The sequence below is a fragment of the uncultured Allobosea sp. genome, from assembly GCF_945957345.1.
Taxonomy (GTDB): Bacteria; Pseudomonadota; Alphaproteobacteria; order Rhizobiales; family Beijerinckiaceae; genus Allobosea.
The window spans coordinates 1-17,427 of record NZ_CAMFKW010000071.1; the positions used below are offsets into that span (position 1 = coordinate 1).

Sequence of the window (17,427 nt, forward strand, 5' to 3'; positions counted from 1 at the left end):
TCTCGGGGAACCAGAGGCGGATGCGCGCCCCCCGTGCACCGCTGGCGGCATCCGGCCGGTCGAGCAGTTCGATGCCACCGCCATGGTCCTCCAGGATCTTGCCGACGATTGCGAGACCCAAGCCCGTCCCGCCTTCGCGTGTCGTCATATAGGGCTCGAGCAGCTTCTGGCGCTGGTCTGCCGGCAGGCCCTTGCCGTTGTCGATGATGTCGATCACGACCCGACCATCGTTATGGCGCGTCATCTGGACGTCGATGCGGCCCGGCCCACGTTCCTCGGCCGGCACGGCCTCGATCGCTTCCGTCGCGTTCTTGATCACGTTGGTCAGAGCCTGCGAGATCAGCCGCCGGTCGAAGCGTGCAGGCACGGGCACCTCAGGCAGCGCCTCCGCGATTGTCGTCTCGGGATTGCCCACGCGCCAGAGGAAAACGATCTGCCTGACGGTCTCGACGATGTCCTCGCGCGCAAGGGACGGCTTCGGCATGCGCGCGAAAGAGGAGAACTCGTCGACCATCCGTCGGATATCCTCGACCTGCCGCACGATCGTGTCGGTGCACTGGTCGAAGACGTCCTTCCCTTCGGTGATGACGCGCCCGAACCGGCGCTTGATGCGCTCGGCCGAAAGCTGGATCGGCGTCAGCGGATTCTTGATCTCATGCGCGATCCGGCGGGCAACATCGGCCCAGGCGGCGGTGCGCTGGGCCGAGACGAGGTCTGTGATGTCGTCGAGCGTCACCACGAGACCAGCGCCGATCCCCTCACCTTCCCGCACAGCGCGGATATTGACCATCCGGTCCTGGCCTCCGCGCGTGAATGCCACTTGCCCGGAACTCTGGCGCTGCCGGTTCTGCAGGGCTTCCGTGGCAAAACCCGCCACCTCCGGCGCGATCTCCGCGATCGGCCGGCCAAGCAGGCGTCCGCCAGTGCCCAGCAAGCTCTCGGCCGAACGGTTGATCGTAGTGACATGCCCGTCGCCGTCGAGGCTGAGCACGCCGGACGAGACACCGGAGAGGACCGTCTCGGTAAAGCGCCGGCGCCGGTCGATGACTTCGCTGGCCGTGACCAGGCTGTCGCGCTGGCGGCGTAGCTCCGCCGTCATCTTGTTGAAGGTCTCGCCGAGATGGGCGAGGTCGCCCTCCGATCGTCGGATCGGGACCTGGACATAGAAATTGCCGCTTGAAACCTGATCCGTCGCATCGATCATTCGCCGAATCGGCGCAACGAGCCCATTGGCGAAGCTCAGGCCCAGCCAGATCGCCGAAAGCAGCAGGATCAGCGCGATCAGCCCGTACATCGAGGCGAAGGCGATCTGGACGCCCTTCCGGCGCGCATCGATCGAGAGATATTCGACGGCTGCACCCCGCGCGACCGAGGGGAACTCGACCGCGAGCGGATCGACCTCACGCGCGACATGTAGAAAGCTGTTGTCGTAGCTCGGCAGCTTCATCACGGCACCGAAGACCGTTCCCGTCCGCGGGATGACGCAGATCGGCTCCGGCGCGGATTTCGCGTCGTCGAAAGCGGCCTGGTCGGGCATGGGCGGATCGCGCAGCACGTTGATATTGGCCCGCGCGATCACCTTGTCCGGCGGCTGCATGATCGCGGCGACGGGCAGGCCGAGCGCGGTCGCGCGCGACGTCAGAAAACTGTCGAACCACTTGCGGTCGACGTCGAAGGCAGGCTTGGCCCGGCTGAGGTCGTCGGCCAGCACGCGGATTTCGCGGCCGAGCGAACGGCACTGGCTGGCGGCGTAGGCATCCGCGACCTCGACCGACTTGAAGATCGCATCGCGCATCCGGTCGGAGAACCACGGCTCCAGCCCGCGTTCGATCGTGATCGTGGCGATGATGGCGACGAGCACCGCAGGCAGGGCGGCCATGATGCTGAACAGGCCGACGATGCGGACATGCAGGCCCGCCGCGGCCGCTCCCGCCTTGCGGGCACGGATCAGCACCGCGGCCTCGATCGCCACCGTGATGATGAGCACGAGGATCAGCAGGGCGTTGAGCACGAACACGCCGACCACCACCTCGTGCACGGGCGCGACCGGCGTCGCCCCGGACAGCACGAGGAAGGTCAGCAGCGCCGAGATGAGCGCCAGCGCGACGACGATCCCGCCGACCCAACCCGAGACGCGGCGGGATTTCTCCTCGCCGCGCGGCATCATTCTGGCTTCGTTGACAGAAGCGGACACGTTTCCCGACAACTCCGATATGGCAGGGATCGCGAACCGATCACGCCTGCGGGGCGCCACTGATGCGCCGCCGCAACGGTGTTGTCAAAATATGACATTCACAAGGCGGAAACCGCCCCGTCTCAGCGCGGCGAGCGCACCACCTGCATGTCGAGCTCGCGAATCTTCTTGCGCAGCGTGTTGCGATTGAGGCCGAGCAGTTCGGCAGCACGGATCTGGTTGCCGCGCGTCGCAGCCAGCGCGGCGGCGATCAACGGCGGCTCTATCTCACGCAGGATTCGGTGATACAGGCCCGGCGGCGGAATATTGTCGCCGAAGCCGCCAAAATACTGGCCGAGATGGCGCTCGACGGAGCCGGAGAGCGTTTCCGCCCGCTCCGGCGAGATAGCTGGGCCGTTCGTGAAACCTGTTCCCACCGCCGCCGGCTGCAACTCGGCCTCGATGATCGGCGCGGTGATCGTTTCCTGCGGATAAAGGGCTGCCAGGCGCCGAACCAGATTCTCCAGCTCGCGGACGTTTCCGGGCCAGCGATACTGGCGCATCACGTCCATCGCTTCCGAATCGACCTGCTTGCGCGGCAGTCCCTCCTTTTCGACCAGCGAAAAGAAATGGCGGACGAGGTCCGGAATATCCTCGATGCGCTCGCGCAGGGGCGGCAGGCGGATCGGGACGACATTGAGCCGGAAGAACAGGTCCTCGCGGAACAGGCCCTGCGCGATCGAGATGCGCAGATCCTTGTTGGTCGCGGCGACGATGCGGACATTGGTCTTGATCGGCGTGCGTCCGCCGACAGTCGTGTATTCGCCCTGCTGGAGCACGCGCAGCAGCCGCGTCTGCGCCTCCATCGGCATGTCGCCGATCTCGTCGAGGAAGAGCGTGCCGCCTTCCGCTTGCTCGAAGCGGCCGGACGAGCGTGTCAGCGCCCCGGTGAAGGCGCCCTTCTCATGGCCGAAGAGTTCGGATTCGATCAGATCCTTCGGGATCGCGGCCATGTTGATCGCGACGAAGGGGCCGTTCTTGCGCTTGCCGTAATCGTGGAGTGCGCGGGCCACCAGCTCCTTGCCAGTGCCGGATTCGCCGTTGATCATCACGGTGAGATCGATCGGCATCAGGCGCGCCAGCGCGCGATAGACGTCCTGCATCGCCGGCGAGCGGCCGATCAGCGGGATATCTTCCGGCTCCGCGGCATGGCCGCGCGCCGCCTCGCCGCGCGGCCGCGACATGGCGCGCCCGACGATGGCGACAAGCTCCTTCAGGTCGAACGGCTTCGGCAGATATTCGTAGGCGCCGCGCTCGGAGGCCTTGATCGCCGTCATGAAGGTGTTCTGCGCGCTCATCACGATGATCGGCAGCTCGGGCCGCACCCGCTTGATGCGCGGCAGCAGGTCGAAGGCGTTCCCATCCGGCATGACCACGTCGGTGATGATCAGGTCGCCCAGTCCCTGGGCAGCCCAGGTCCAGAGCGTGGCGGCCTGGCCCGTGGTGCGGACTTCGTAGCCCGCCCGGGCCAGCGCCTGGTTCAGGACGGTGCGGATCGCGGCGTCGTCGTCGGCGACGAGGATGTGACCGGTCGGCATGTGTTGCTTGAGGCCTTTACGTTGCCTGCCCCGACCTGAGCTGGTGGAGGGGCAGGAGGATCCTGAAATGCGTCCGGCGCGGAACGGACTCGCATTCGACGATTCCGCCGTGATCGCCGATCACCTTGGCGACAAGTGCAAGTCCAAGGCCACTTCCCTGCGCCTTGGTCGTGACGAACGGATCGAACAGGTGCTGCACCAGATCGGCAGGCACGCCCGGCCCGTTGTCGCGCACGGCGATTTCGAGCGGCAGTGCGATGCGCTCCGAAGAGCCCGGCACCTGCAGGCGGATGCCGGGTCGATAGGCCGTCGTCAGCGTGATCTCACCGTCGATCGCGTCCTCGCCGATCGCCTCGGCGGCATTCTTGACGAGGTTAAGCAGCACCTGGACGAGCTGGTCGCGATTCCCAGCGACCGGCGGCAGGGACGGATCATAGATCTCGGTGAAGCGGATATGCCGGGCGAAGCCCGACTGGGCCAGGCGCTTCACATGGTCGAGCACGTCATGGACGTTGACCGCATCGCGCTCGCTCGGCCGATCGTCGCCAAACAACTCGACGCGCTCGACCAGTTTCACGATCCGGTCAGTCTCGTCGCAGATGAGCTGCGTCAGCATCCGGTCGTCGTCGGAGATCGAGCCTTCGAGCAATTGCGCAGCGCCCCGAATGCCGGAAAGCGGATTCTTGATCTCATGAGCGAGCATGGCGCCGAGTGCGGTGATCGAGCGTGCTGCCCCACGATGCGTCAATTGCCTGTCCATTTTTTCAGCAATTGTCCGTTCTTGCAGCATCAGCACGACCGCATCGCCCTGGCTGGGCAAGGGAGAGGCAAAGACATCGACGATGTGATCGGTTCCGAGGCGGGGTGTGCCGAGATCGAGGCGATACTCGCTGACGCTGGCGCCGCGGCGCTGCACCTCCTCGATCAGCCCGAGCACGGGCGAGCCGAAGGCGATGAGATCGTCGATGCGCTGGCGTTTGAGGAGCGCTGCACTCGATTGAAAGAAATCCTCGGCGGCCGTGTTGGCGTAGAGCACGGCATGACTCTCGCCGATCACCAGCACCGGCATCGGCAGAACCGTCAGCGCCTGGACCTCGATCGGATCGAGCAGGTAGGTGCTGCGGCTTCCAAGCCCCTTGTCGGCAAACATCGCCGTCATCGGCTGCTCCTTGCGGCGTCAGGCCGCTTCGCGATTGCGATCGGTCGAGAACAGCCCGGTGAGAGCTGTCAGGACCTGCCTCGGTTCGTCAGACGTGAGAAGGCTGCGACGTAGCTCGGCATCAGGCTCGCAGCCGTCGGCAACCGCGTCATCAGCATAGGCTGCCAGGTGCTTGCGGGCGTGGCGCACGCCATGCGCGACGCCCATCAAGGCCAGTAGGCCCTCGTAATGCTCGCAAGCCAACGCGAGTTTCTCGGCGAGCGCCAACGGCTGGAATGCGCGCCCATCCAGCGCAGCACCGATCTCGCCAACCAGCCAGGGCCGGCCGAGCGCGGCGCGACCGACCATCACGAAATCGGCGCCGGACTGAGCAAGGCTATCCCGCGCACCCGCGGCATCATGGATGTCGCCATTGGCGACCAATGGAAAATCGCCGGCGGCGCGCACGGCCGCGATAGCCCGCCAATCCGCCTTGCCCTTGTAGAATTGCTGGCGCGTGCGGCCATGAACCGTGATCATCCGCGCGCCGGCTGCAACGGCCCGGCGGGCAAGCTCCGGCGCATTGCGCGAAGCGTCGTCCCAGCCGAGACGCATCTTGACCGTCACCGGCACCTTTGTCGCAGCAACCGCGGCCTCGACCAGCGCGACGGCATGATCGAGATCGCGCATCAGCGCGGAGCCGGCCCAGCCACCCGTCACCTTCTTGGCCGGGCAGCCCATGTTGATGTCCACGATATCGGCGCCATTGGCTTCGGCCAGCCGTGCCGCCTCTCCCATCCAATACGGGTCGCAGCCGGCGAGCTGCACGACATGCGGCGACACGCCCTCGCCTTCCGCACGGATGCGCGCCTCCTCGCTGCCGCGCACGAATTCATCGGACGCAACCATCTCGGACACGACGACCCCGGCATGGCTGCGGGCCGCGAGGCGGCGCATGACGATATCGGTCACGCCGGACATCGGCGCCAGAAAGGCGCGGGACGCGATCGGGATACCTGCGATGTCCAAAGGGTCCAGCCTGCTTTTAAGGCATTTCTCGAGATGCATATTTATTGGACATTGCTGCAATAGCGCAAGGGCTTATGCATACATGCTGCAACGCAACAGCGTCGCACCCCCTGCCCCATCGCCGCAGAATTGGCTATGGCATGCGTCGATGACCCGATTGCAACCAGGACCAAGCGCCGTGCTCCGTCAATCCGATGCGCTCCCGCCCGTTGCCGCTCTGCTCGTCGCGGCCGGTCGGGGCCTGCGCGCTGGAGAGGGCGAGCCGAAGCAATATCGGCTGGTCGATGGCCGCCCCGTTCTCGCCCATGCGCTCACGCCCTTCCTCGCAGAGCCCGCGATCGAACGCATCGCCATCGTGATCGGCGAAGGCGACGAAGCGCGCTATGCCAATGCCATGGCCGGTATCGACAACGCGCGGCTGGCGGCCCCGACGCTGGGCGGCGCGACGCGCCAGTCTTCGGTGCGGCGCGGCTTGCTTGCGCTTGCCAGCGAGGGCTTCGACGGCATCGTCCTGGTTCATGACGCGGCGCGGCCCTTCGTCTCACGCGCCCAGATCAGCGCGGCGATCCACCGGCTCGGCGCCGGGGCCATCGCCGCGATTCCCGCCTTGCCAGTGACCGATACGGTGAAGCGCACCAGCGCCGACGGCCATGTCGCCGAGACGCCGCCGCGCGACCAGCTCGTTACCGTCCAGACGCCGCAAGCCTTCCGTTTCAAGCCGTTGCTGGACGCCCATGAGGCGGCGGAAGCGGCTCTGCTGCACGGCTTCACCGACGACGCCGCCCTGATGGAATGGGCCGGACACCCAGTCGCGACCTTCCACGGCGACCCGGCCAATGTGAAGCTGACCCATGCAGCCGATTTCCTGCGGGCCGCAGCGCACCCGGGCAAGGCGCTCGTGACTCGGGTCGGCACCGGATACGACGTCCACGCCTTCGGCCCCGGCGACCATGTCTGGCTCGGCGGCGTCAGAATCGGGCACGATCAGGGCGTCATCGCCCACTCCGACGGCGACGTCGCCCTCCATGCCTTGACCGACGCCCTGCTCGGCGCTCTTGCCGACGGCGATATCGGCACGCATTTCCCGCCGAGCGACCCGCAATGGCGCGGTGCGGCTTCAGCACAGTTCCTCGCCTTCGCCGCGGCACGCGTCCGCGAGCGCGGCGGACGCATTGATTTCCTCGATCTCACCGTCGTCTGCGAGGCTCCGAAGGTCGGCCCGCATCGCGAGGCCATCCGCGCCGAGATCGCGGCGATCGCCGGCATCTCGTTGGGCAAGGTCGCGATCAAGGCGACGACCTCCGAGCGCATGGGCTTTACGGGCCGGCGTGAAGGCCTCGTCGCATTTGCGACAGCGACCATCCGCCTGCCAGAGGAGGACTAGCCCGTGTTCGACTCCGACATCCGCTCGCTCGCTGCCGAATTGTTGGAAATGAGCCTGGAGCGCGGCTTCACCGTCGCGACGGTCGAATCCTGCACCGGCGGCCTCGTCGGGGGCGCGCTCACCGCCATCGCTGGCTCGTCCTCGATGGTCCAGGGCGGCCTGATCACCTATTCCAACGAGGCAAAGGCCGCGCTCGCCGATGTCCCCATGGCATTGATCAAGCAGCATGGTGCCGTCAGCGAGCCGGTGGCGCGCGCCATGGCGGAAGGCGGGCGGAAGCGTCTCGACGCCACCTTCTCGGCCTCGATCACCGGTGTCGCCGGCCCTGGAGGCGGCAGCATCGAGAAGCCGGTCGGCCTGGTCCATTTCGCCTGCGCCGGCCCTTCCGGTACGCACCATCGCGAGCGCCGCTTCGGCGAACTGTCGCGCGACGAGATCCGGCGGCTCAGCGTGCTGGAGGCGCTCGATCTGCTGCGCGAGATGGTGCTGACCGGCCTCTGATCAGGCGCCGATCGCCGGCGCCGCACCCCGCCCATAGACCAGCTCGGCCCGCTTCTCGAAGGCTTCAGCGAACTTCCGGAAGGCCTTGTCGAACATCGCGCCCATCAGCAGGCCGAGCATCCGGCTGGCGAATTCGTAGGAGATGAAGAACCCGACCTCGCAGCCCGCCTCATGCGGCTTGAAGGTCCAGCGGTTCTCCAGATAACGGAACGGCCCGTCGACATATTCGACGAGGATCTTGAGATTGGCCGGATCGAGCGTGACCCGGCTGGTGAAGGTCTCACGGATCGCCTTGTAGCCGACGCTCATATCGGCCAGCAGCACCTCGCCGCCGCCCTCGCGCGGCGTGCGCCGCCGCACTGTCAGCCCTTCGCAGAGCGGCAGGAACTGCGGGTATTTCTCCACATCGGCGACGAGCGCGAACATCTGCTCGGGCGAGTGCCTCACCCGGCGGGTGCTGTTGAACATCGGCATCGAGAATGGGCCTTCTCAGCCGCGGCGATTGTGGCCGATACCGATCTGGGCATCGCGCGCGGCCCGCAACCGGGCGAAATCCTCGCCGGCATGATGCGAGGAGCGGGTCAGCGGCGTCGAGGACACCATCAGGAAGCCCTTGGCATAGGCGATGGTCTCGAAGCTCTTGAACTCGTCCGGCGTGACGAAGCGGATCACGGCGTGATGCTTGCGCGACGGCGCGAGATACTGGCCGATCGTCATGAAATCGACCTCGGCCGAGCGCAGGTCGTCCATCAGCTGGAGCACTTCGTTCCGCTCCTCGCCAAGCCCGACCATGATGCCGGACTTGGTGAAGATGGTCGGATCGAGCTCCTTCACCCGCTGCAACAGGCGCAGCGAATGGAAATAGCGCGCGCCGGGGCGCACCTTCAGGTACTTGCCCGGCACGGTTTCGAGATTGTGGTTGAAGACGTCGGGGCGAGCCGCCACGACCACTTCGAGCGCGCCGGGCTTGCGCAGGAAGTCCGGGGTCAGGATCTCGATCGTGGTGCCGGGCGAAGCCTTGCGGATCGCGTGGATCACATTGGCGAAATGCTCGGCGCCGCCATCCTTGAGGTCGTCGCGATCGACCGAGGTGATCACGACATGCTCGAGCCCGAGCTTCGCGACGGCCTCCGCGACCTTGCGCGGCTCCTCGAGGTCGAGCGGCTGTGGCACGCCGGTCTTCACGTTGCAGAAGGCGCAGGCCCGCGTGCAAGTGTCGCCCATGATCATGAAGGTGGCGTGCTTCTTTTCCCAGCACTCGCCGATATTCGGACAGCCGGCTTCCTCGCAGACCGTGACCAGCTTCTCGGCCTTCACGATAGCCTTGGTCTCGGCCCATTTCGGCGAGCCCGGCGCCTTGACGCGGATCCAGTCCGGCTTGCGCAGCACCGGGTTCTCCGGCCGCTTCTGCTTCTCGGGATGGCGAACATCCGCGGCTTGCGCCTTCGGATTGCCGGCATTGGGCCGCGGGTCGCGGTTCAGCAGGTCGAGAACAAGCGCCATAACAAGGTCCGGGCTTCCACAGAAGGAGCCGGCCAAGCCGGCTCCTTCTAGCTAATGCCCAAAGCGCTCTGCCGCAACTCCCGGCCCCGGCAAGAGAGCCTTACCTGCGACCGCGGGCCGCGTTCCAGATCACGATGACGATGACGGCGCCGGCGACCGCCGCGGTCAATGTCCGCCAGAAGCCAAAGACCGGGATTTCCAACAGCTCCGCGACCTTGGCACCGACGAAGGAGCCGGCGACGCCAACGAGCATGTTGGTGAAGAGACCATGGTCCGATGAGGTCAGGCGCTCGGCGATCCAGCCGGCAAGCAGACCGATCAACAGCGTCATGAAGAAGCCATAGCCCGGCTGGGCCATGGTGGCGGCAAAGCTTTCCATCGTGGATATCCCCCTCAACATGCGCGAATGCGCGGGCAACCAACGGTCCCGGCCAAGGCCGGTTTCACGCGCGATGCTATCTCAGGCGATGAAACGTGCCAGCAGGATGACGAGGATCGCGCCGATGACCGCCATGCCGGCATCGTCGAGGAAGCTGTAGCCGGTGTTCAGGCGCCAGCCCGTCAGGCGCACGATGCCTTGCCCGACCAGCATGCCGAGCACACCGACGACCGCATGGCGGATGACGCCGCCGCCACCGACGACAAGGCTCGCAGCGAAACCGGTGACAGTGCCGAAGGCCACGGTCGGCACGATGACGCTCCAGTCGAGCGGCAGTGTCCGGCGCGGCGGCAGGATCTCGATCTCCTCGTCGCGGACGATGCGATCGGGTTTGGCGGATTTGCGGGTGCGTGGCGGCATCGGCGCAATATGGAGCGCGGGAGAGCTGGCGCCAAGCTCGCGCCGCCGGCCATCCGCCATCATTCGCGGGCGAACCGCCCTGTCATTCCGGGGCCTCGCTCAGCGAGGAACCCGGAACCCACGTCCGGGTGAACGCTCACAACCGAACACCTGATGTCCGACTCGGTCGTGGGTTCCGGGTTCGCGCCTATGGCGCGCCCCCGGAATGGCAAGTGTGCGGCTCCAAACCGGCGCCCGAAGAGGAACCCTCAGGCGTTCAAGACCTTGCCGTAAGCGTCGAGCACGCTCTCCTTCATCACCTCCGACAGGGTCGGATGCGGGAAGATCGTGTGCATCAACTCTTCCTCGGTCGTCTCCAGGTTCATGGCGACGACGAAGCCCTGGATCAGCTCGGTCACTTCCGGACCAACGAGATGGGCGCCGAGGAGCTTGCCGGTCTTGGCGTCGAAGATCGTCTTGGCCATGCCGCTATCCTCGCCGAGCGCCACGGCCTTGCCGTTGGCGACGAAGTTGAAGCGGCCGACCTTGATCTCGTGGCCGGCGGCCTTGGCCTTCGCCTCGGTCAGGCCGACGCTGGCGATCTGCGGGTGGCAATAGGTGCAGCCCGGGATCATCAGCTTGTCCATCGGATGCGGATGCAGGCCCTTGATCGCCTCGACACAGATCACCGCCTCATGCTCGGCCTTGTGGGCCAGCATCGGCGGGCCGGCGACGTCGCCGATCGCATAGACACCCTTGACGTTGGTCCGGCCGAGATCGTCGATGACGATGCAGCCGCGATCGGTCTTCACGCCGAGCGCTTCGAGGCCGAGATTCTCGATATTGCCGACGACGCCGACGGCCGAGATCATCCGGTCCGCCGTGATCGTCTGCTTGCCGCCCTTCTCGTCCTCGATATGGGCGGTGACGGAGTCCGCACCCTTCTCGACCTTCGTCACCTTGGCGCTGGTGATGATCTTCATGCCCTGCTTCTCGAAGGCCTTGCGGGCGAAGGCGCCGATCTCGGCATCCTCGACCGGCACGACCTGCGGCAGCACCTCGACCACGGTCACCTCGACGCCCATCGTCCGGTAGAACGAGGCGAACTCGATGCCGATGGCGCCGGAGCCCATCACGAGCAGCGATTTCGGCATCTTCGCCGGAACCATCGACTCGAAATAGGTCCAGATCAGCTTGCCGTCCGGCTCGATGCCGGGCAGCGCGCGCGGCCGGGCGCCCGTCGCGACGATGACGTGGTCGGCGGTGTAGGTGCCCTCGCCCTTGGCGTTCTTGGGCGGCGGCGTCTGCGGCTGCATCGCCGGCTTCTTGGTCGGCGCGACCGTGATCGTGCCAGGCTTGGTCAGCTTGGCCTCGCCCCAGATCACGTCAACCTTGTTCTTCTTCATCAAGAACTGGACGCCGTTGTTCATCCGCGTGGCGATGCCGCGCGAACGCTTCACGATGGCTTCCAGATCGGCCTTGAACGAGCCCTCCAGCGTCAGGCCATAATCCTTGGCGTGCTGGCCGTAATGCAGGATCTCGGCCGAGCGCAGCAGCGCCTTGGTCGGGATGCAGCCCCAGTTCGAGCAGATGCCGGCGAGATGCTCGCGCTCGACGATCGCGGTCTTGAAGCCGAGCTGCGCGGCCCGGATTGCGGCGATATAGCCGCCGGGGCCGGAGCCGATGACGATGATGTCGTAGTCAGCCATGGTCTCTCTCCCGCCGCTCAGACCAGCATCGCCATGGGCTTTTCGATATAGCCCTTGAAGGCCGCGAGAAGCTCGGCGCCGAGCGCGCCGTCGACGGCGCGGTGGTCGGTCGAGAGCGTCACCGACATCACCGTGGCGACGGCCGGCTGGCCGCCCTTGACGATGACGCGCTGCTCGCCGGCGCCGACCGCCAGGATCGTCGCATGCGGCGGATTGACGATCGCGGCGAAGTCCTTGACCCCGAACATGCCGAGATTGGAGACCGCCGTCGTGCCGCCCTGATACTCCTCGGGCTTCAGCTTGCGGGCCTTGGCGCGGGCCGCCATGTCCTTCATCTCGTTGGAGATCTGCGACAGGCTCTTGTGGCAGGCATCGCGAATGATCGGCGTGATCAGGCCGCCGGGGATCGAGACGGCGACGCCGACATCGGCATGCTTGTGCTTGAGCATGGCGTTGTCGGTCCAGGACACGTTGGCATCCGGCACGGCCTTGAGCGCCAGTGCCAGCGCCTTGATGACCATGTCGTTGACCGAGAGCTTGTAGGCCGGCTTGCCGTCCTTCTCGGGCGCCGCGGCGTTGAGCTCCCCGCGCAGCTTCAGCAGCGCGTCGAGCTCGCAATCCACGGTGACGTAGAAATGCGGAACCGTCTGCTTGGCCTCGGTCAGGCGGCGCGCAATCGTCTTGCGCATGCCGTCGTGCGGGACCTCCTCGTAGGAGCCCGGTTCGAACAGCTTCTTGACCTGTTCGTCCGAGGGACCGCTCGCGAGCGGCGCGGCGGCAGGCTTGGCAGCCGGAGCCCCGGCGGAAGCGGCAGCCGGGGCAGCCTTGGCACCGCCGCCCTTCTTGGCAGCCTCGACATCCTTCTCGACGATGCGGCCATGCGGGCCGGAGCCCTTGATGGCCGAGAGGTCGAGCCCGGCATCCTTGGCGATGCGGCGGGCGAGCGGCGAGGCGAAGGCACGGCTGCCGCCAGCGGAAGCCGGAGCCGCCGCGGGCGCGGTTGCAGCCGGCGCAGGAGCCGCGGCAGCGGCCGGAGCCTCAGCTTTCGGCGCGTCGCTCTTGGGCGCCTCGGCCTTGGCAGGCGCAGCCCCACCGGCCGCAGGAGCGGAGACACTCTTGGCGTCCTCGCCCTCGCCGGCGATCACGCCGATCACCTCGTTGACCGCGACATCGGCCGTGCCTTCCGGCACCAGGATCTTGGCGAGCACGCCCTCGTCGACCGCCTCGACCTCCATCGTGGCCTTGTCGGTCTCGATTTCGGCGATGATGTCGCCGGACTTGATCGTATCGCCTTCCTTCTTCAGCCACTTGGCGAGATTGCCCTTCTCCATGGTCGGAGAGAGTGCGGGCATCAGGATGTTCGTCGGCATCGGTCAGCCCCCTCTCAGCGATAGCAGACGGCCTTGGCCGCCGCGACGACCTCGCCGATGTTGGGAAGCGCGAGCTTCTCGAGGTTCGCCGCATAGGGCATCGGCACGTCCTTGCCGGTGACACGGGCGACGGGCGCGTCGAGATAGTCGAAGGCCGCCTCCATGATCTTCATGCCGATCTCGGCGGTGACGCCGGACTGCGGGAAGCCCTCCTCGACCGCGACGCAGCGATTGGTCTTCTGCACCGAGGCGATGACCGTCTCGATATCCATCGGACGGATGGTGCGCAGGTCGATGACCTCGGCCTCGATGCCCTCCTTGGCCAGCGCCTCGGCGGCGCCGAGCGCATAGGTCATGCCGATGCCGAAGGAGACGATCGTCACGTCCTTGCCGGGACGCACCACCTTCGCCTTGCCGATCGGGATCAGGAAGTCGTCGCCCTTCGGCACGTCGAAGGACTTGCCGTACATGATCTCGTTCTCGAGGAAGATCACTGGGTTCGGATCGCGGATCGCGCTCTTCAGCAGGCCCTTCGCGTCGGAGGCGCTATAGGGCATCACCACCTTGAGGCCGGGCACGTTCGAGTACCACGCCGCATAATCATGGCTGTGCTGGGCGCCGACGCGGGCCGCCGCGCCGTTGGGGCCACGGAACACGATGGGGCAGCCCATCTGGCCGCCGGACATGTAGAGCGTCTTGGCGGCGGAGTTGATGAGGTGGTCGATCGCCTGCATGGCAAAGTTGAAGGTCATGAACTCGACGATCGGCTTCAGGCCGGAGAGCGCCGCGCCGACGCCGATGCCGGCGAAGCCATGCTCGGTGATCGGGGTGTCGATGACGCGCTTGGCTCCGAATTCCTGCAGCAGCCCTTGCGTGACCTTGTAGGCGCCCTGGTACTCGGCGACCTCTTCGCCCATGACGAAGACGTCCTTGTCGCGGCGCATCTCCTCGGCCATCGCGTCGCGCAGCGCTTCGCGGACCGTGGTGCTGACGATCTCTGCGCCGGCCGGGAATTCCGAGGAGGAATCATAGGCCTTGGCCTGGGCGGGAACGCTGGCGGCCGGGGCAGCGGCAGCCGGAGCGGCCTCGTCAGCGGGGGCCGGCGCAGGCGCCGCCTTGGCTTCCGGAGCAGCCGCCTTGCCGGCGCCGCTGGCCGCAGCCGCAACATCCTCGCCCTCGGCGGCGATGACGGCGATCGGCGTGTTCACCGCGACGTTCTCGGTGCCGTCGGCGACGAGGATCTTGGCGAGCACGCCCTCGTCGACCGCCTCGACCTCCATGGTCGCCTTGTCGGTCTCGATCTCGGCGATGATATCGCCGGCCTTGACTTGATCGCCCTCTTTCTTCAGCCACTTGGCCAGTTTTCCTTCCTCCATGGTGGGAGAAAGCGCAGGCATGAGAATGTCGATCGGCATGAACGCACCCGGATTCTAAGACGCGGGGAAAAGGATGAAGGCCGGCAAGCGCGGAGCGATCAGCTCCGCGGGGCTTCCAGCAGGATGTCGGTGTAGAGCTCCGACGGATCCGGCTCGGGATCGTGGGTCGCGAACTCGGCGGCATCGTTGACGATCTCGCGCACCTTGGCGTCGATCGCCTTGAGTTCGTCCTCGCCGATCTTGAAGTCGCGGACGAGGCGCGCCCTGACCTGCTCGATCGGATCGTGCTCCTCGCGCATGCGCTGGACCTCGTCCTTGGAGCGATACTTCGCCGGGTCGGACATCGAATGCCCGCGATAGCGATAGGTCTGCATCTCCAGGATATACGGCCCCTTGCCGGAGCGGGCATGCTCGATCGCGCGAAGCGCCGCCTCGCGCACGGCGCGGACATCCATGCCGTCGACCTGCTCGCCGGGAATGTTGAAGGAGACGCCGCGGCGGGAGAAATCGGTCTGGGCCGAAGCACGGTTGACCGAGGTGCCCATGGCGTAGCGGTTGTTCTCGATGATGAACACGACCGGCAGCTTCCAGAGCTCTGCCATGTTGAAGCTCTCGTAGACCTGGCCCTGATTGGCCGCGCCGTCGCCGAAATAGGTCAGCGATACGGTCTTGTCGTCGCGATACCAGTCGGCGAAGGCGAGGCCGGTGCCGAGCGACACCTGCCCGCCGACGATGCCGTGGCCGCCATAGAAATTCTTCTCGCGGCTGAACATGTGCATCGAGCCGCCCTTGCCGCGCGAATAACCGCCGCGCCGGCCGGTCAATTCCGCCATCACGCCGCGCGATTCCATGCCGCAGGCCAGCATATGGCCGTGGTCGCGATAGCCGGTGATGACCTGATCGCCATCCTTGGAGGCCATCTGCATGCCGATCACGACGGCTTCCTGGCCGATATAGAGATGGCAGAAGCCGCCGATCAGGCCCATGCCGTACATCTGGCCGGCCTTCTCCTCGAAGCGCCGGATCAGCAGCATCTCGCGATAGGCGTGGAGGTCTTCTTCCTTGGTGAAGGTCGGTGTGTTGCTGAGGACTCCCGCGACCTTGCCGGCGCCTTCCTTGGCCGCACGGGCTTTCGCCGGCTTTGCAGCGGCTTTGGGTTGAGCGGGAGCTTTCGACTTACGCGCAGCAACAGCCATAGGCGGTCCTCCAAGGTCATCCAACTAATGTTGTAGAGGATCGGAAAAACCTTGGCGAGCACGCTATCTCGCAATGCAACATGACCCAACCCATTGAAAAACAAGGGCCGAGAGCTATTAACTGAATTCAAGTTAATTGATACGTCTGGGACTAAGCGTAGCGGCTTTTGGAACACGCGAACCGAAAGCTGGAACTTGCCTTTGACGAAGGCTCCACGCCGAAACGGCGAAGCTCGCCACCGTCCCGGCCCGTAGGCGCAGGCGGGAACCGAAGCTCAGCGCCCCATGATGACGACGTCGTTCTTGTGCGTCCGGCCGAGGATTTCGCGAGCGTTCTCTTCCAGGAGGTCGCGATCAACGGATTCGTTGCGCACCAGGGCGAGTTTCTGCTCCCAGGACTTGCGCTCCGTGGCGAGGGCGGCAAGCTCGCCCTCCATATCGCGCAGCGACTCCCGGATCGCACCGCGCGCCTCGAGACCGCGCGCCCCGTGCTGAGCATGGAACATGAAATAGCTCACCGCCGCCCCCGACACGAGGTAGAGAGCCAATGTCACGAAGATCGACCGAAGACCGCGGCGAATAACCATGGCGAAACGCTAGGCCGGTTTGGTTTCCGACGAGTTAACGCACCCTGATGAAGCCGAGGGGCGATGCCATAAAAGCCGCGTGTATCATGGCTGGGCGTGGTGAGCGGGGAGGGGATCGAACCCTCGACCACATGATTAAAAGTCACGTGCTCTACCACTGAGCTACCCGCCCTCACCGGGCCGCTGAATACGGAGCCGAGCGACGCCGGTCAACTCGTTCCGTGAAGATTGGCCGCAACGGCGCCTCTTCCTCACATCTTTCAACCGAGCCGCCGGGTTACGCCGCCACCCTTGTACCCGCGTCCATGAGGAGCAACCGGCGGCGCGGGCAGCAGATAGGCGCCCCCTGTCCTGCCAAGCGCGGGCCAGCCCGGATCGGCATAGGCGTTGAGCTCCCAGCAGCGCAGGCGCTCGCGTTCCGCGTTACTCGTGGCGTCCGAGCAGGCTGAAACCTGCGAACGCTGCCAGAACGCCGATGCCGGTCCGCAGGCGGTGGCGACCATCGCCGTCGCCAGGCAGGCCGGAATCACAAAACCACGCATCATCCGCCCTTCCGACACCTTGCACGTAACTGAAGAACATTCATGATGCCAGCCGTCATCTTGCTGAAGGCTTAAGTCGAATCCAGCTGCTGACGATGGCCCCGCTTGCGCCGGCTACGGCCGCGTATCAAAGGCGTTGTGCAAATCGCCCCACGCACCGAGTATCGGCAGCGAGGTGCCGACCGGAGAGGAACCCGCCATGGTCGAGAGGCGTTCGGTTCGACGCCGACCGTCGTCCGATCGTCCCGAAAGGACGATATGGCCGGCTTGCCCATCCGAGCGCGCCCCGCTTCGCTGCCAAGGAGAACACGACCGTGAAGCTTCCCATCGTGATCCATACCGAGGAAGACTACGACCGCGCGCAGCAACGGGTGGAAGAGCTGAACGCAACGCCAGACAGCACCGAGAAGGAGCGCGAGCTGCATGCGCTGGCGGAGGCCATGCTGGCCTTCGAGTTGCGGCGCGACGAGGCCGACGACTGACGGGAGCCCACATTCTCCAAGTAAGTCGCTGATTTCGCTGTCGTAATCGTGATATTTCGCA

The 17,427-nt window shown here is 65.9% G+C and carries 17 protein-coding genes and 1 tRNA gene; 3 read left to right on the forward strand and 15 right to left on the reverse strand.

The features are described from left to right. From Q0Q36_RS23125 to dusB, 4 genes are all read right to left on the reverse strand, one after another. On the reverse strand, window positions 1-2,194 hold a 2,194-nt coding region (locus Q0Q36_RS23125), incomplete at its 3' end, for a PAS domain-containing sensor histidine kinase (RefSeq protein ID WP_293801858.1). A 122-nt stretch (window positions 2,195-2,316) separates the two neighbouring features. Further along, entirely contained in the window at window positions 2,317-3,771 is a 1,455-nt protein-coding gene (gene ntrC, locus Q0Q36_RS23130; protein WP_265059476.1) for a nitrogen regulation protein NR(I), read from the reverse strand. A 16-nt stretch (window positions 3,772-3,787) separates the two neighbouring features. Then, on the reverse strand, window positions 3,788-4,840 hold the full coding sequence (locus Q0Q36_RS23135; RefSeq protein WP_293801888.1) for an ATP-binding protein: 1,053 nt from the start codon (window positions 4,838-4,840) through the stop codon (window positions 3,788-3,790). Window positions 4,841-4,948: 108 nt separating this feature from the next. Then, entirely contained in the window at window positions 4,949-5,938 is a 990-nt protein-coding gene (dusB, locus tag Q0Q36_RS23140; RefSeq protein ID WP_293801861.1) for a tRNA dihydrouridine synthase DusB, read from the reverse strand. A 178-nt stretch (window positions 5,939-6,116) separates the two neighbouring features. Here dusB and Q0Q36_RS23145 point away from each other — a divergent pair, with 178 nt between their 5' ends. Both Q0Q36_RS23145 and Q0Q36_RS23150 read left to right on the forward strand, forming a co-directional pair. Further along, on the forward strand, window positions 6,117-7,322 hold the full coding sequence (locus Q0Q36_RS23145) for a bifunctional 2-C-methyl-D-erythritol 4-phosphate cytidylyltransferase/2-C-methyl-D-erythritol 2,4-cyclodiphosphate synthase (RefSeq protein WP_293801863.1): 1,206 nt from the start codon (window positions 6,117-6,119) through the stop codon (window positions 7,320-7,322). A gap of 3 nt (window positions 7,323-7,325) precedes the next feature. Beyond that, on the forward strand, window positions 7,326-7,823 hold the full coding sequence (locus Q0Q36_RS23150) for a CinA family protein (protein WP_293801865.1): 498 nt from the start codon (window positions 7,326-7,328) through the stop codon (window positions 7,821-7,823). Here Q0Q36_RS23150 and Q0Q36_RS23155 read toward each other — a convergent pair whose 3' ends face one another. The 11 genes from Q0Q36_RS23155 to Q0Q36_RS23205 form a co-directional block, all read right to left on the reverse strand. Continuing rightward, window positions 7,824-8,297 (reverse strand): type II toxin-antitoxin system RatA family toxin, encoded by a 474-nt coding sequence (locus tag Q0Q36_RS23155; RefSeq protein WP_293801867.1) that lies wholly within the window; start codon window positions 8,295-8,297, stop codon window positions 7,824-7,826. A 15-nt stretch (window positions 8,298-8,312) separates the two neighbouring features. Next, on the reverse strand, window positions 8,313-9,326 hold the full coding sequence (gene lipA / locus Q0Q36_RS23160; RefSeq protein ID WP_293801869.1) for a lipoyl synthase: 1,014 nt from the start codon (window positions 9,324-9,326) through the stop codon (window positions 8,313-8,315). A gap of 100 nt (window positions 9,327-9,426) precedes the next feature. Continuing rightward, entirely contained in the window at window positions 9,427-9,705 is a 279-nt protein-coding gene (locus Q0Q36_RS23165) for a GlsB/YeaQ/YmgE family stress response membrane protein (protein ID WP_293801871.1), read from the reverse strand. 81 nt (window positions 9,706-9,786) lie between these two features. Next, entirely contained in the window at window positions 9,787-10,125 is a 339-nt protein-coding gene (locus Q0Q36_RS23170) for a GlsB/YeaQ/YmgE family stress response membrane protein (RefSeq protein WP_293801873.1), read from the reverse strand. Window positions 10,126-10,373: 248 nt separating this feature from the next. After that, the gene (lpdA, locus tag Q0Q36_RS23175; protein ID WP_293801875.1) at window positions 10,374-11,813 is read right to left on the reverse strand and encodes a dihydrolipoyl dehydrogenase; all 1,440 of its coding nucleotides are present in this window, start codon (window positions 11,811-11,813) and stop codon (window positions 10,374-10,376) included. Between the two features lie 17 nt (window positions 11,814-11,830). After that, on the reverse strand, window positions 11,831-13,183 hold the full coding sequence (locus Q0Q36_RS23180; protein WP_293801877.1) for a pyruvate dehydrogenase complex dihydrolipoamide acetyltransferase: 1,353 nt from the start codon (window positions 13,181-13,183) through the stop codon (window positions 11,831-11,833). A gap of 14 nt (window positions 13,184-13,197) precedes the next feature. Continuing rightward, window positions 13,198-14,598: a pyruvate dehydrogenase complex E1 component subunit beta gene (locus tag Q0Q36_RS23185; protein ID WP_293801878.1), complete on the reverse strand. Its 1,401-nt coding sequence runs from the start codon at window positions 14,596-14,598 to the stop codon at window positions 13,198-13,200. Between the two features lie 59 nt (window positions 14,599-14,657). Next, the gene (pdhA, locus tag Q0Q36_RS23190; RefSeq protein WP_293801880.1) at window positions 14,658-15,755 is read right to left on the reverse strand and encodes a pyruvate dehydrogenase (acetyl-transferring) E1 component subunit alpha; all 1,098 of its coding nucleotides are present in this window, start codon (window positions 15,753-15,755) and stop codon (window positions 14,658-14,660) included. A gap of 275 nt (window positions 15,756-16,030) precedes the next feature. Next, complete coding sequence (locus Q0Q36_RS23195; protein ID WP_293801882.1) at window positions 16,031-16,342, reverse strand: septum formation initiator family protein; 312 nt, start codon at window positions 16,340-16,342, stop codon at window positions 16,031-16,033. Between the two features lie 97 nt (window positions 16,343-16,439). Continuing rightward, window positions 16,440-16,514 (reverse strand) — tRNA-Lys (locus tag Q0Q36_RS23200). Window positions 16,515-16,602: 88 nt separating this feature from the next. Continuing rightward, window positions 16,603-16,887 carry a hypothetical protein gene (locus tag Q0Q36_RS23205; protein ID WP_293801884.1) on the reverse strand — a complete coding sequence of 95 codons (285 nt, stop codon included), beginning with the start codon at window positions 16,885-16,887 and terminating at the stop codon, window positions 16,603-16,605. Window positions 16,888-17,198: 311 nt separating this feature from the next. Here Q0Q36_RS23205 and Q0Q36_RS23210 point away from each other — a divergent pair, with 311 nt between their 5' ends. Beyond that, complete coding sequence (locus Q0Q36_RS23210) at window positions 17,199-17,366, forward strand: hypothetical protein (RefSeq protein ID WP_293801886.1); 168 nt, start codon at window positions 17,199-17,201, stop codon at window positions 17,364-17,366. The last annotated feature ends 61 nt before the right edge of the window (window positions 17,367-17,427 follow it).

What these genes read in the sequence shown, in the direction of transcription:
- ntrC (WP_265059476.1), bottom strand. Translation starts at nt 3,771, where the DNA reads ATGCCGACCGGTCACATCCTCGTCGCCGACGACGACGCCGCGATCCGC.
- Q0Q36_RS23135 (WP_293801888.1), bottom strand. Translation starts at nt 4,840, where the DNA reads ATGCCGGTGCTGGTGATCGGCGAGAGTCATGCCGTGCTCTACGCCAAC.
- Q0Q36_RS23155 (WP_293801867.1), bottom strand. Translation starts at nt 8,297, where the DNA reads ATGCCGATGTTCAACAGCACCCGCCGGGTGAGGCACTCGCCCGAGCAG.
- lipA (WP_293801869.1), bottom strand. Translation starts at nt 9,326, where the DNA reads ATGGCGCTTGTTCTCGACCTGCTGAACCGCGACCCGCGGCCCAATGCC.
- Q0Q36_RS23165 (WP_293801871.1), bottom strand. Translation starts at nt 9,705, where the DNA reads ATGGAAAGCTTTGCCGCCACCATGGCCCAGCCGGGCTATGGCTTCTTC.
- Q0Q36_RS23170 (WP_293801873.1), bottom strand. Translation starts at nt 10,125, where the DNA reads ATGCCGCCACGCACCCGCAAATCCGCCAAACCCGATCGCATCGTCCGC.
- lpdA (WP_293801875.1), bottom strand. Translation starts at nt 11,813, where the DNA reads ATGGCTGACTACGACATCATCGTCATCGGCTCCGGCCCCGGCGGCTAT.
- Q0Q36_RS23180 (WP_293801877.1), bottom strand. Translation starts at nt 13,183, where the DNA reads ATGCCGACGAACATCCTGATGCCCGCACTCTCTCCGACCATGGAGAAG.
- Q0Q36_RS23185 (WP_293801878.1), bottom strand. Translation starts at nt 14,598, where the DNA reads ATGCCGATCGACATTCTCATGCCTGCGCTTTCTCCCACCATGGAGGAA.
- pdhA (WP_293801880.1), bottom strand. Translation starts at nt 15,755, where the DNA reads ATGGCTGTTGCTGCGCGTAAGTCGAAAGCTCCCGCTCAACCCAAAGCC.
- Q0Q36_RS23195 (WP_293801882.1), bottom strand. Translation starts at nt 16,342, where the DNA reads ATGGTTATTCGCCGCGGTCTTCGGTCGATCTTCGTGACATTGGCTCTC.
- Q0Q36_RS23205 (WP_293801884.1), bottom strand. Translation starts at nt 16,887, where the DNA reads ATGATGCGTGGTTTTGTGATTCCGGCCTGCCTGGCGACGGCGATGGTC.